Source organism: Candidatus Nanosynbacter featherlites, assembly GCF_005697565.1.
Lineage (GTDB): Bacteria > Patescibacteriota > Saccharimonadia > Saccharimonadales > Saccharimonadaceae > Nanosynbacter > Nanosynbacter featherlites.
In genome coordinates this window covers 613,592-625,819 of sequence record NZ_CP040004.1, presented here as the reverse complement: position 1 = coordinate 625,819, position 12,228 = coordinate 613,592, and the positions used below count along the sequence as shown (strand labels likewise).

General features: G+C 48.2%; 13 protein-coding genes and 1 tRNA gene. 5 read left to right on the top strand and 9 right to left on the bottom strand.

What is annotated here, in order from left to right; translation table 11 throughout:
- Positions 1-3 precede the first annotated feature (3 nt).
- From FBF37_RS03230 to FBF37_RS03200, 7 genes are all read right to left on the bottom strand, one after another.
- The gene (locus tag FBF37_RS03230) at positions 4-567 is read right to left on the bottom strand and encodes a PRC-barrel domain-containing protein (protein WP_138079429.1); all 564 of its coding nucleotides are present in this window, start codon (positions 565-567) and stop codon (positions 4-6) included.
- Positions 568-587: 20 nt separating this feature from the next.
- Positions 588-875, bottom strand: coding sequence for a hypothetical protein (locus FBF37_RS03225; RefSeq protein WP_138079427.1), 288 nt, complete (start codon positions 873-875; stop codon positions 588-590).
- A complete protein-coding gene (locus FBF37_RS03220; protein ID WP_138079425.1) occupies positions 872-1,495 on the bottom strand; it encodes a hypothetical protein in 624 nt (207 codons plus the stop codon). Before FBF37_RS03220 ends, FBF37_RS03225 begins: the two co-directional genes overlap by 4 nt.
- Positions 1,492-2,052, bottom strand: coding sequence for a PilN domain-containing protein (locus FBF37_RS03215; RefSeq protein ID WP_138079423.1), 561 nt, complete (start codon positions 2,050-2,052; stop codon positions 1,492-1,494). Before FBF37_RS03215 ends, FBF37_RS03220 begins: the two co-directional genes overlap by 4 nt.
- Complete coding sequence (gene pilM / locus FBF37_RS03210; protein ID WP_236861231.1) at positions 2,049-3,032, bottom strand: pilus assembly protein PilM; 984 nt, start codon at positions 3,030-3,032, stop codon at positions 2,049-2,051. The genes FBF37_RS03215 and pilM overlap by 4 nt, the downstream gene beginning before the upstream one ends.
- A 127-nt stretch (positions 3,033-3,159) precedes the next feature.
- The gene (locus FBF37_RS03205; RefSeq protein WP_236861230.1) at positions 3,160-4,260 is read right to left on the bottom strand and encodes a type II secretion system F family protein; all 1,101 of its coding nucleotides are present in this window, start codon (positions 4,258-4,260) and stop codon (positions 3,160-3,162) included.
- Between the two features lie 116 nt (positions 4,261-4,376).
- Positions 4,377-6,155: a GspE/PulE family protein gene (locus FBF37_RS03200; RefSeq protein ID WP_138079417.1), complete on the bottom strand. Its 1,779-nt coding sequence runs from the start codon at positions 6,153-6,155 to the stop codon at positions 4,377-4,379.
- 58 nt (positions 6,156-6,213) lie between these two features.
- Here FBF37_RS03200 and tsaE point away from each other — a divergent pair, with 58 nt between their 5' ends.
- From tsaE to FBF37_RS03175, 5 genes are all read left to right on the top strand, one after another.
- A complete protein-coding gene (gene tsaE, locus FBF37_RS03195) occupies positions 6,214-6,681 on the top strand; it encodes a tRNA (adenosine(37)-N6)-threonylcarbamoyltransferase complex ATPase subunit type 1 TsaE (RefSeq protein WP_236861229.1) in 468 nt (155 codons plus the stop codon).
- 1 nt (position 6,682) lies between these two features.
- Positions 6,683-7,069 (top strand): tRNA (adenosine(37)-N6)-threonylcarbamoyltransferase complex dimerization subunit type 1 TsaB, encoded by a 387-nt coding sequence (gene tsaB / locus FBF37_RS03190; RefSeq protein ID WP_174843599.1) that lies wholly within the window; start codon positions 6,683-6,685, stop codon positions 7,067-7,069.
- A 195-nt stretch (positions 7,070-7,264) separates the two neighbouring features.
- On the top strand, positions 7,265-8,755 hold the full coding sequence (gene rny / locus FBF37_RS03185; RefSeq protein WP_138079413.1) for a ribonuclease Y: 1,491 nt from the start codon (positions 7,265-7,267) through the stop codon (positions 8,753-8,755).
- A gap of 11 nt (positions 8,756-8,766) precedes the next feature.
- Positions 8,767-9,951 carry a 2,3-bisphosphoglycerate-dependent phosphoglycerate mutase gene (locus FBF37_RS03180; RefSeq protein WP_174843598.1) on the top strand — a complete coding sequence of 395 codons (1,185 nt, stop codon included), beginning with the start codon at positions 8,767-8,769 and terminating at the stop codon, positions 9,949-9,951.
- Between the two features lie 85 nt (positions 9,952-10,036).
- Positions 10,037-10,113, top strand: a tRNA-Pro gene (locus FBF37_RS03175).
- A 96-nt stretch (positions 10,114-10,209) separates the two neighbouring features.
- Here FBF37_RS03175 and FBF37_RS03170 read toward each other — a convergent pair.
- The gene (locus FBF37_RS03170; protein WP_138079409.1) at positions 10,210-10,935 is read right to left on the bottom strand and encodes a type 1 glutamine amidotransferase; all 726 of its coding nucleotides are present in this window, start codon (positions 10,933-10,935) and stop codon (positions 10,210-10,212) included.
- A complete protein-coding gene (locus tag FBF37_RS03165; RefSeq protein WP_138079407.1) occupies positions 10,932-12,194 on the bottom strand; it encodes a Mur ligase family protein in 1,263 nt (420 codons plus the stop codon). The genes FBF37_RS03170 and FBF37_RS03165 overlap by 4 nt, the downstream gene beginning before the upstream one ends.
- Positions 12,195-12,228 lie beyond the last annotated feature (34 nt).

Here is a 12,228-nt window from a genome sequence, read left to right as displayed (position 1 = left end):
GCTTTACGATGCCTGCTTTTTGCGGAAAGGATTTTCGTAGGCCTGTAAAACCGGCTTCTCGACGTGCTGTTCTTGACGTGGAACAGTTGCTGATTTTACGACTATCTGATCGTCGGTCACTTTGACGATTTGTGAGCGGTGAATGAGCATTTCGGTATCGCCAAAACTGCGAAGCAGTGGACGCTTCACGCTAAGCTGCTGAATGAGAAAGCTGCCAGCCATCACCGTGTAGCCGATAACTTTACCGACTTTACGACCGTCTTTTTCTACGACATGTTTGCCCATCAAAACGAATTTGTATTCGTAAATTTTTTGTAGCTCTATAACGTCTGAAACACCGACGAGTTCATCAGCCGAGTCGATGATCATACCGAGTGGGCCGATCTCTCGCACGTCATCTAGCCTAAGCAGGGTTGGGCGCTGATCAAGGAGTGGCCCTTCCAGTTCATAAGCCACGATTGATAAGTTACGCGGATCGATTATTTCGCGAGCAGTCCTGCCTAACTCCGCACCTGTCTGGAGGCTCATCACCGGAGTGTTCATAAATCTGCTGGCTGAAATTAACATACAGTATCTATTATACTACCTTACTCGACAAATGGGTTAATTCTTCCGCTGCCCGGCAGAGAGAATGGCTTTGCTGCTTGTGATGAGCTGTTATACTCTTTGATGCGATCGATAGTATTGGTGTCAAATTTGGTAGTCTCTACAACTTTTGCATCAACATCATCACCGGAGCTGGTGACACTGCTGATTAAGAAAATTGCGACTGAGACTGCGATCACGATGGTCATGGTGTACAACGTAATGTGATAGCGGTGTAGAAACCGTGCCAGGATTACGCCTAATTGTCCGACAGATGGTGAGTTGTTCATCGTAAGTAAAGCTCCAATTTTAATGCTTGTGATTCAACTTCTTGTGGATTCTCTCCTTTGGCGAGGGATATGTTTGCTACTTGCATACGGGTCAGGTTTTGTTCTAGTAGGTGTAAGAATTGCAAGAAGCGTACGTAATTGAGGTGTTTGTCCATCTGGATGGAGACTGAGGTGCTTTTAGCCCCAGACGGAGACGGACTGCTTGGCGTAGTTGGCGTTTTGCTGGCTGTTGAAGAGCTGCTCTTGCCGCCCGATGCTGCGCTATCATCCTGGAAGGTGAATGATGAGATGCCGACACCGGCCTGTCGAGCGTAGGCAGTGATGTCGTTGATAATCTGGTTTTGGTATTGGTAGCTGGTGGACTCAGCGACAATCTTTTCAGCCTTCTTAACGCTATCTTGATATTTTTCCAGCTTGCTTGAGAGTAATCTGACGTCTTGTAGTTTTTTGTCAGCGGCTTTCGCATCAGCTTGCACACCCGCAACTTGTTGGGCCGAGTCTTTCATGAAGCTGTATGCCATGTAGAAACCAGCGGTCATGACAAGCAGTATCAAGACTAAGGCTAGCGACAGTAGGATGCGAGCCAAGGTTGCATTTAATTGAAGTTTTTGTATGTTCATGATTTTATCACCTCCGGGCGAATAACAACGCTGATGACGATTGACATTGGATAGCCGTCCTTTGCCTCATTGGCGGTTACTGACACTAGGTGGACGTTTTGGAATATATCTTTCTTATTCTCTAGGGCAGTTTTTAGTTCCAGAGCGTCATTGTAACTTTTTCCTTTGGTAGTGAGACTGACTGGCTTACCGAAAGTAGTTGCATCCAGATCTAGAGACTGCAGGACGATGTTTTTTGGTAACACCTGAGCTATTTTTACGGCAATCTTTGAATACGGTACTTCTTTATCCAAGATGGATTTTGCAACCTTAAGATTATCAGAGAATTGCTTGGCTTGTCGTTGAACTTCTTGATATTGTGATAATTGTCGGTTACTTTCAGCAATGGTTTGTTCAGCATCTGACTTGGACTTCATCAAGATGAAGTAGGATATGCCGATGTAGATGAACAGTAGTGCTGCCAATGCTAACGAAATGACACAGTAACGCGCGAGTAATCTGTTGGTTTGTCCGGCGATGATTTGACGTTTTTCGTCTTGAGGCAATAAGTTTATCATTTCCAAATCTCCTTTGGATCAACCAGCGCTAAACCTGCAACCGTCATCAAGTGAGTCCGAAGCTGCTTCGTTGGCGGCTGTAGTGAGCTAAAGTTCAATGCTTGCCAAGGGCTCGCCGTACGACTCGGCATCATCAGCTCGTTAGTGAAGTAATCACCCAATCCTGGAATGTTACTGCCGCTACCGACGATTAGTAATTGTTCCATCTTTGGCTCGTTCGGAAAGTGTTCAGAGTAGTAGCGGATAATTTTTTGGGTTTCTTTAACGACCGTTTCCAGGCTTGGTTTAAGCGCGCTGGTAATTTGCGCCTGTTTTGGTCCAGAATTCAGACCACTCAGAACTTTCAGCTGATGAGCTGCCTCTAGTGGTGTATTGAGCTTCTTGGCGATGTTGAGAGTGAACGTGTTACCGCCGATGTTGACACCAGAAGTCACGCGTATGACAGAGTCGAGGATCGCAATGTCTGTGGTTGATGGTCCAATGTCCAAGATGACGGTTGGTAACCCGCCGCTTTCAGTTGATTTTAGGATGCGGGCGATGGCGTTGATGCTTGGCTCGATCATGGCAATTTCAATACCACACTGTTTGGCGATGGTCGTCATCACTTCGATATCTTTTTTCGGCGCAGCGCACATTAGTACGGTCAGTGAATCTTTGTCACGCTTGATGATCTGGTGGTCAACATAGAGCAGGTCTGGCGGCATCGGTATATACTGTTCGACTTCCAGGTTGACGGCGTCTCGCAAAGACGCTTCCTGAGCTTTAGGTACGGTAAAGGTACGTGAAAAGGTGCGTGACGTTGGCAGGCTGAGGACAGCTCGATTGCTGTTCAGTTTGCCAACTAAGTTTTTTTCAAACAATTCGTTGATACGTGTAACGATATAGTCTGAGCAGACTTCTAAGTCGTCAGACATCTTGGATGGATCGAAATCAATAGCGCCGTAGCCGTGAACGCTCATTTTTGCAACGTCCAGTGACATGACTCGGGCGCCTATTTTGCTGAAATCAAATCCAATGATTGGTTTATTTTTGTAAAATATAGAACTCACAATATTGCCCACACATTTATATAATTCTTTTTTAGTATACCATAACCAATTTGATTTGCTAACCCTTAATTTGATTTGCCAATCCAGTAATTGGCATCATCACACTGGCGGCGATTAGACCGACCATGCCACCCATGAAGACAATCATCACTGGCTCAATGGTGGAACTGATGCCGGCAATGGCAGTATCGACCTCTTCCTCATAGAAATCAGCAACCTTAACCAAAACTTGGTCGGTTTGTCCGGTTTCTTCACCGACTGCCAACATCTGCGCCACAATCGGTGGGTACAGCACCTCATCTTCAGCGATGATTTTAGAAAATACCTCACCGTTTTTCACGCGCTTGGCGGCGCCAGTGAGCGACTCTTCATAGACGCTGTTACCAACTGCTTTGGAGGTCACTTCCAGCGCTTCCAGCACAGCCACACCAGCACCGATGAGGGAAGAGAAGGTTCGAGTGAAGCGAGCGATGGCGATTTTTTTCATAATTTTGCCGATGATCGGTCCATGTACCAAAAAGTGATGGTATTTTTTCTTGCCGCCAGGCGTTTTGATGTAGCGCAAGAAACCATAAATTGCCGCACCGACCAGCGGTAGTAGAATGTACCAGAAGTTGACCATAAAGGCGCTGATCCCCAGCATGGCTTGGGTTAAGGCTGGCAGTTCGGCATCTTCTCCCGCCAAATCTTTGATGGTTTTACCGATCATTGGCAGGACAAAGATCATCAAGCCAAAAAATGCACCAATAGTAATGACGATCAGCACCATTGGATAGGTCATGGCTCCTTTAACCTTTTTCTTGATGGATGCTGATTTTTCTTGCTGCAAAGCCAAACGCTTCAAAATGTCGTCCAAAATACCACCGGTTTCACCAGCGCGAACCATGTTAACGTAGACATCATTGAAGGTGTCGGGGTGTCGCGCCAGCGCATCAGCAAATGACAAACCACTTTCAATGTCTTTTGAGACGTCGCCAATGATTGAGCGGAATGATGCGCTTTCGGCATGTTCTGTCATTGACTCCAGTGACCTGAGGATTGGCACACCAGCCGAGACCATGGAGCTTAGCTGACGGGTGAACATCACCAACTCATCAGACTTAATTTTGCGCCGACGTTTGCGACCGGTTTTTGCACCTGCTTCTTTGAGATTGACCAATTTTAACCCTTGCGCTTGGATTGAGCGGATGGCGGCCGCGCGATCACTGGACTCTATAGTTGATGATAGCGTTGAGCCATCTTTTTTGTCGCGACAAAACTAAAACTAGTCATGTGTTATTGCTCCCTCGTTGCACGTAAAATTTCCTCAATGGTTGTGACGCCACGGAATGATTTGATCAATCCATCCATCTGCATGGTGATCATACCTTCGCTAATCGCTTGTTCTTGAATATCATTGCTGGTGGCATTTGCAGTGATCATCTTTTGAATGGCCACAGAAATACCCAACACTTCGTAAATACCAACGCGACCCTTGAAACCATTGTGTCCACATTCATCACAGCCTTCAGGCGATGGCTTCCACAGCTGAACGATGGTTGCGTCTGTCGTGCCCATTGGTGTATCACCACCGATGCTCTCTGACGCAGCTTGTTCTTCGAGCTCGTGAAGGTGTGGCATTGACTCTGGCGTGATGTTGAACATTTGGGTGATATAATTTAGCTCTTCTTGGCTAGGGGTGTATGCTTGACGGCAGGATTGACACAGGCGCCTCACCAATCGCTGACCGATGACAGCTTTGACGGTACTGGCGATCAAGAATGGTTCAATATCCATGTCGAGTAAACGCGGCAAACAAGTCGCGGCGTTGTTGGTGTGGAGGGTCGAGAACACCAAGTGTCCAGTCAGCGCCGCCTGTACGCCCAAGTTAGCGGTTTCGCCGTCACGAATCTCTCCAACCATGATGATGTTTGGGTCTTGACGGAGCAATGCGCGCAATCCCGAGGCAAAGGTCATGCCGGCTTTGGCATTGGTCTGGGTCTGGTTAACGCCAGGAATTTTATATTCGACTGGGTCTTCAATGGTTGAAATATTAACATCAGGAGTGTTCAATTCTGACAGCACGCTAAACAGGGAGGTTGATTTTCCAGAACCAGTCGGTCCGGTCACCAAGATCATACCGTTCGGCTGCGCCATGGCGTTTTTGATAGTTGCCAGGGACAAGCCCCAATAGCCCAATTTATCCAGAGAAATCGCCTGGTTTGATTCATCCAGCACACGCATGACGATCTTTTCACCGTCGGCAATCGGCAGTGTTGATACACGCAAGGCGTATTGCTTGCCTGAAACTTTGATCTTGAAGCGGCCGTCTTGCGGCACACGGCGTTCGTCGATTTTCAAATTTGACAAAATCTTGATACGGCTGACCAGAGCTCCCAAAACATTGTGAGGCAATTTATTCACCTCTCTGAGTACTCCATCGATGCGGTATCGCACCTGCACAAATTCTTCGCGTGGCTCAATGTGGATGTCGGAAGCATGTGATTTGATGGCGTACTCGAGCAGCAGGTTGACGGTCTGTGCGATCGGTGAATCTTCAGCAAATTCTTCTTCTTTGGCGTTTTCGGCGTCACTATCGTCCCTCTGGATGGCGATGACTTCGTCAAGCTCGTCGTTCACATCACCACGATAATTTTCCAGACAATCCAAAATATTGCTTTTCGTCGCCAAGAACACACGCAGGTTATAGCCGATTTCTTTTTGGATAAAATTGAGAGCCTGCACATCGTCAGGATCTTCCATGGCTAGCATTGGTGCGCCATCTTCATCAACCGCAAACAACACAACATTGTACTGCCGAGCAATGTGCTCTGGGATACGTTTTAGAACGTCATCAGGAATATCTTTTGGCTCAATCTCGACAAACGGCGTCCCGATATAATCACCAACCAATTTGGCTAGTTCGCGTTCTTCTAACACCTTGTCTTCAATGATGGTCTCTTGCAGGGTGCGTTTGGACCGTTCGGCGGTCGTCTTTAAATCAGCAAGCTGCGATTCTGTTAAGATCCCACCCTGTTTCAGAATTTTCTCAATCGTATTATCTGAGATTCTCATATCACTTATGCTTTAGTATAGACCAGTTGAATTGAAAAAACAATGATATACTAAAAGTGTGAAGATATATGATGAAACAGAGATGAAAGCATTGGGGCGGGCGATTGGTCAGGCACTGGCTGGTGGCGAGGTGATAGAGCTGGTTGGTGATGTGGGTGCTGGCAAGACCACACTGACCAAGGGCTTGGCAGAAGGGCTGGCAATTACCGAACCAATCCAAAGCCCAACATTTACTATTTCGCGCGTATATGACGCTCGTGATGGACTGCGCCTGTGTCATTATGATTTCTACCGCTTGGGTGAAGCTGGCATCATGGGCGATGAGATTTCTGAAATGATGCAAGAGGACTTAACCATCACGGTTATTGAATGGGCCGGCGCGGTTAATGAAGTACTGCCGAGTGACCGATTGGTGATCACAATTGCTGCCACTACTGAGACGGAGCGACAGCTGGAGGTTACCACTAATGGCACTCGTTCCGAACGACTTCTTAGTGCGGTTAATGCATTTTTTGAGAGGAGATAAAATGTTGTTATTGCTTGATACATCAAACCCAGTTTGCTACGTAACGCTTGTCGGTCACGAGAGTTCAGTGTCATATGAATGGCAAGCTGATCGTACGTTAGCCAAAGGACTGTTGGGCTTTCTTAGGGACAGCTTGGCCAAACAAAATACCGACATTCACGCGTTGACTGGTATTGGCGTGATGAAAGGGCCGGGCAGCTTTACTGGGTTGAGGATTGGGCTGACGGTGGCCAATACCCTGGCTGACGGTTTGCAGGTGCCAATCGTTGGCGCGACGGGTGAGAACTGGCAGGAACGAGCGTTGGAAAAATTGCGCTCTGGTGAAGACGAGAAAATTGTCCTACCAGAGTATGGTTCCGCAGCACACATTACTGCGCCAAAAAAATGATGACGGTGATGCACAGTAGCCAAAACTACTATCTTTTACTTGCAGTGTCAAAACTCCAGAAACCGTGTATAATTAAATTACGGCGATTTGTAGGATGCGGTTCGCCGGATTAGATAGTTTGAAATTGATTGGCTGTTGATATGTTTCCTTGAGGCGAATACTCAGGGGCAGTCGGTCGGAAAGGAATACTGAAGTATGGCAGGAATTGTCATTGGCGCACTTGTTGGGGCCAGTTTAGGCGCGGGCGCGCTCTATGGATATCAAACAGTACGTCGTTCACAGGCGAAGTCGCAAATTGATAAAGATTTGGCGAACGCAAAAACCAAAGCGAGTGACATCGTTCTCAAGGCAAAAGATGAGGCACTGAAAATTGAGAATGAGCGTCGTCGAGAGTGGCAAAAAACGGAAAATCGTCTGGCGGACCGTGAAAAGACGCTTGATAACAAGCTTGAAGAGCTGGACCGTCGGTCAGAAAAATTACGGGCGCACGAAGATGAGATTGATGATCTGAAAAATGAGATTCGGCAAATTCGTACTCGTCAGCAGGAAAAATTGGAAAAAATTGCTGGCCTGAAAAAGAAAGATGCAGCCGAAAAATTGATGCAGATGACTGAGCGTGACATTCGTGATGACCTCACCAAATTGGTCGCAAAATTGCAGCACGAGGCCATGGACGATGCTGAAGAGCGGGCTCAGACTATTTTACTCACCGCCATGGAGCGAATGAGCAGTGAAGTAACAGCTGAGCGCACCGTGACGGCGGTGAAACTGACTGATGATGAGATGAAAGGCCGCATCATCGGTAAGGAAGGTCGTAATATTCAGGCGTTGCAGCGTGCCACTGGTGTCGACATTTTGGTAGACGATACACCTGGTATGGTGGTGCTGTCGAGCTTTGACCCAATTCGTCGCCAGGTTGCACGTTTGAGTTTGGAGATGCTGATGAAAGATGGACGCATTCATCCAGCGCGCATTGAGGAAGTTGTTGCCAAGGCGCAAAAACAGATTGACAAAGAAGTCAAGCAGGCTGGTGAAGATGCCATGCGTGAAGCGGGTGTTGTTGGTATTCCAAAAGAAATGCTGCGCCTGTTGGGTGAATTGAAATTCCGGACCTCGTATGGTCAGAATGTGCTGAAGCATTCTACTGAAATGGCGCAGATGGCGGGGATGATCGCTGAGGAAATTGGCGCTGATGTTCGTATATCAAAGATCGCGACGTTGCTGCACGACTCTGGTAAGGCAGTGACGCACAAAATTGAAGGTAAACATCACCACATTGCGGCAGAATTGGCGCGCAAATACGGCATGGATGAGCGAATTGCACACGCTATTGAGGCACACCATGACGATATTGAAGCGACCACACCAGAGGCATTGGTGGTTCGCGTGGTAGACGCCGCTTCGGCAGCACGGCCAGGCGCACGTAACATCTCAGCGGAAAACTTTGCTGAACGTATGCGCGACTTGGAAAACGTAGCCACCAGCTTTGAAGGCATCGATAAGGCCTATGCAATTTCTGCCGGACGAGAAGTGCGGGTGATTGTCAAGCCAGAAAAGATTGATGACTTGAGTGCTATCAAATTGTCTCGTGATATTGCCACCAAGATCGAATCAACCATGCAATATCCAGGTACTATCAAAGTTAATGTTATCCGCGAAACGCGGGCAGTGGAGTTTGCGAAATAATGGATGGGTTTATGAGAGCAGAACGACGTCAATGGCTTGAAAGTTTGGACGCTCGACCGTCCGGCGCTGCTGTCCTGTTGGAGGATGTTGAAGGCCGGGCTTTGATCGTTAAGTCGAACTATAAGACGTATTGGGCATTGCCGGGCGGCATGGTTGACACTGAAGAGTCACCACTGGTGGCAGCGCTACGGGAAGTAAAGGATGAAGTTGGTATCGATATCAATCCAAGCGATGTGTCATTGATGGGTGTGGCGCAGCGCATGGGTGACGGGTTCATTACCTACCAATTCATCTTTACGGCGTCCATCAAAGAGTCACAAGTCAAGGCCATCAGTCCACACGATCCAGAGATCGAAGAATGGCGATTCATCAGTAAACAGGAAGTGCTGAAAGGTGAATTACTGCTGCCATGGTCACTGAAAGCCTGGGCTCACGACCAGTCAGGGTATTTTGAAACTGCCATTGCTGATGATGACAATGCTGATACTGAAACAATTGTATTCTCCACAACTGGTGGTGACGAAAGCAGTAGTAGTGAAGCGCCGGTGCGCAAGGGCGCTTCTGGACGACTATTCATCACCCGCCACGGCGAAAGCGAGTGGAATTTGCAGGGCAAATGGACCGGACTGACAGATGTTGGCTTGACAGAAAAAGGCATCTCAGACACGGTGCGACTGGGTCAGCTATTGAAAGACACAACTTTTGACGTGGCGTATACTTCTGCTTTGAAACGCACCCATCAGACGCTTGACGCTTTACTTAAGGGCGCAGAAATTACCACATTGCCGACCATTCACGCAGCAGAGCTCAATGAGCGCGACTATGGTACATTGACAGGTAGTGACAAGTGGGAAGTCAAAGATCAGATTGGTGAAGAGGCATTCAATGGCATTCGTCGCGGTTGGGACTATCCAGTACCAGACGGCGAAACCTTGAAAGACGTGTATGCACGAGTTGTGCCGTATTTTGAGACCGAGATATTGCCACGACTGCAGGACGGTGAAAATGTGCTATTGGTGGCGCATGGTAATTCTATCCGCGCCTTGGTGAAATATCTTGACCAAATCCCAGACGACAAGGTCGCAGACTTGGAAATGCCGTTTGGTAAAATCTTAGTCTATAGCTTTGATCATGACCACGCGTTGCCAGTTGATAAGGCTGAACGCTCCGTTGACATCTCACCAACCAAAGCGTAAGCGCCAGCTGCACAATTATAGCTACAACAGACTAGCTTTTACTGCGCCAATGTGCTACAATACCTTGCAGGTAGTTACCTCATTTCGGGGTGTGGCGCAGTTGGCTAGCGCGCGCGGTTTGGGACCGTGAGGTCGAAGGTTCGAGTCCTTTCACCCCGACCATCGAAGCAATATCAGATCCACGTCATGGAAGTATGGCGTGGATTTTTCAATTGACATAACAGCTAGAGACTAATCTTGGTGGGTTATCGCGGCTGCTTATCGAGGTCGCTCAGCCGCAACTTGTTGCGCTGTCTGCGCCAGGGTATCAACGTCAAGTGGTTTGAGGTCTTCGGCAGATATACCGCGGCGTTCTAGAGCTTTGGCTATCAAAAAATCAGCTATCTTTGGATTTTTCGGCAATAACGATCCATGCAGGTAGGTTGCTATGACGTTATTGAATTGGACCCCTTCGGTACCATCAGTAGTATTATTGCCAGCGCCACGGACTACCTTGCCCAGTGGCTGAACTGTGTCGTCCAAAAATGTCTGGCCGCTGTGATTTTCGTAGCCAACGATTGTGCCAAATCGTTCGCTCTCCAGGGTGATGTTGCCGATGAGTCGTTCCTCTCCGGCGGTTGTTTCCACTGGTAGCACGCCAATGCCGCGGATGACAGAACCGTCATTGGTAATAAATTGTCGTCCAAACAACTGATACATACCACAGATGAGCAACATGGGAACGCCGTCATTTGCCAGAGTTTTCAATTCCTCACCGCGTGATAGCAAGTCGTCTTGAATGGCCAGCTGCCCGGCGTCTTGTCCGCCACCGCCGACAAAGATATCTCCAGTTGAAAAGTCAGTTGCGTCTCCTGGATTGTGGTCAATGATTTCGACATTAAAGCCTCGCCACTCCAGCCTTTTTTTGAGCACCAAAGTGTTGCCCCAGTCGCCGTAGAGGTTCATGTCTTTAGGATATAGTTGGATGATGGTGATCGTTGTCATGAGATATCCTCCACGTCTGTTTTTTCGCTGAGCAATCGCCGCAGGGTGGTCATGGCAGTGTAGCTACAAAAAATCTGTTTTGGCGCCGTCGGCTCGTGTGCTAAAAATTCATCCAGCGCTTTTGCTAAATCCTGTTCGACAGTACCAACTGCGACCTCGTCATAGCTTAGCCGCAGTGCCATGTCATAGGCTCGGACACCGCTAACGACGCTGACATTTTCCAGCACAGAAAAATCAACATCCCACAGCCAGCTCATGTCGCGACCGTCAGCGTAATTATCATTGATGGCGATCATAGTCTGGCGTTGCCGTTTGCCAAAAGACAGCAGACTGAGTCGAAAGCCGCTGGGATTTTTCACTAGTAGTAAATCAATTGACGTACCATTGTAAGTGATAGTCTCACCACGACCAAACGCTGGTTTGACTTTTGACAGCGCATCTAACAAGACAGGAATTGACGCCTCTGGCACGATGGTTCGAACGAGTGCCAAGGCCGCCGCCGCATTCAAAAGGTTATATACACCACTAAGCGCGACTTCAGTTCTGTGACGTGTGCCGTTTATCAAAAACTCAGCCCCTTGTTCCGCCACGGCTGTCAACAGCACATCTGCGTGGACTGATTCATTCGCTACAGCATCGCCGGTTTTCAGGGAATCATCTGTTGGCATCAGTCGCAGTAGCTCAGTCGTCAAACCAAAATAGGTTGCTGCTGCTGAGGTTTTTTCATGGATGCGGAAGACTCGCGGATCGTCACGGTTCAAGACCACGCGGTCAGTAGTAGCGGCTGCAATTTTTTCCAAAAAACCCGCGGCAGTGTCTATTTCACCAAATCGGTCAAGTTGGTCACGCATGACGTTGAGTAGGAGTGAATATTTTGGCTGCACTTTCTGCACAAACTTAACAGCCCAGGCCTCGTCCAGTTCCAGGACCGCAATGTCAGCGTCTAATTTGCCTCGCTGGTTAACAGCGCCTAACAGTGCCGCTGCCACGCCACGAGAGAAATTACTACCAGTACGGTTAGTGAAGACTTTGAGGCCTGTCGCTTCCAACAGTTCGACGACAATTTTTGTTGTCGTGGTTTTGCCGTTGGTTCCCGACACTACGACAACACCGTAGGGCAAATCTTGCAGCGCGCGGGGGATGAAGCCGGAATCAATTTTTTCTACCACCAGACCTGGCAAGGCCGAGCCGCCGCCGCGTAATCTCATGCCGCCACGGACAGCTTTACCGATGGCGGTTGTCACTATGTGTCGAATCATATAGAGATATTATAGCACCAACCGTTCGAGTCGT

What these genes read in the sequence shown, in the direction of transcription:
- FBF37_RS03230 (WP_138079429.1), bottom strand. Translation starts at nt 567, where the DNA reads ATGTTAATTTCAGCCAGCAGATTTATGAACACTCCGGTGATGAGCCTC.
- FBF37_RS03225 (WP_138079427.1), bottom strand. Translation starts at nt 875, where the DNA reads ATGAACAACTCACCATCTGTCGGACAATTAGGCGTAATCCTGGCACGG.
- FBF37_RS03220 (WP_138079425.1), bottom strand. Translation starts at nt 1,495, where the DNA reads ATGAACATACAAAAACTTCAATTAAATGCAACCTTGGCTCGCATCCTA.
- FBF37_RS03215 (WP_138079423.1), bottom strand. Translation starts at nt 2,052, where the DNA reads ATGATAAACTTATTGCCTCAAGACGAAAAACGTCAAATCATCGCCGGA.
- pilM (WP_236861231.1), bottom strand. Translation starts at nt 3,032, where the DNA reads ATGTCACTGGACGTTGCAAAAATGAGCGTTCACGGCTACGGCGCTATT.
- FBF37_RS03200 (WP_138079417.1), bottom strand. Translation starts at nt 6,155, where the DNA reads ATGAGAATCTCAGATAATACGATTGAGAAAATTCTGAAACAGGGTGGG.
- tsaB (WP_174843599.1), top strand. Translation starts at nt 6,683, where the DNA reads ATGTTGTTATTGCTTGATACATCAAACCCAGTTTGCTACGTAACGCTT.
- rny (WP_138079413.1), top strand. Translation starts at nt 7,265, where the DNA reads ATGGCAGGAATTGTCATTGGCGCACTTGTTGGGGCCAGTTTAGGCGCG.
- FBF37_RS03180 (WP_174843598.1), top strand. Translation starts at nt 8,767, where the DNA reads ATGAGAGCAGAACGACGTCAATGGCTTGAAAGTTTGGACGCTCGACCG.
- FBF37_RS03170 (WP_138079409.1), bottom strand. Translation starts at nt 10,935, where the DNA reads ATGACAACGATCACCATCATCCAACTATATCCTAAAGACATGAACCTC.
- FBF37_RS03165 (WP_138079407.1), bottom strand. Translation starts at nt 12,194, where the DNA reads ATGATTCGACACATAGTGACAACCGCCATCGGTAAAGCTGTCCGTGGC.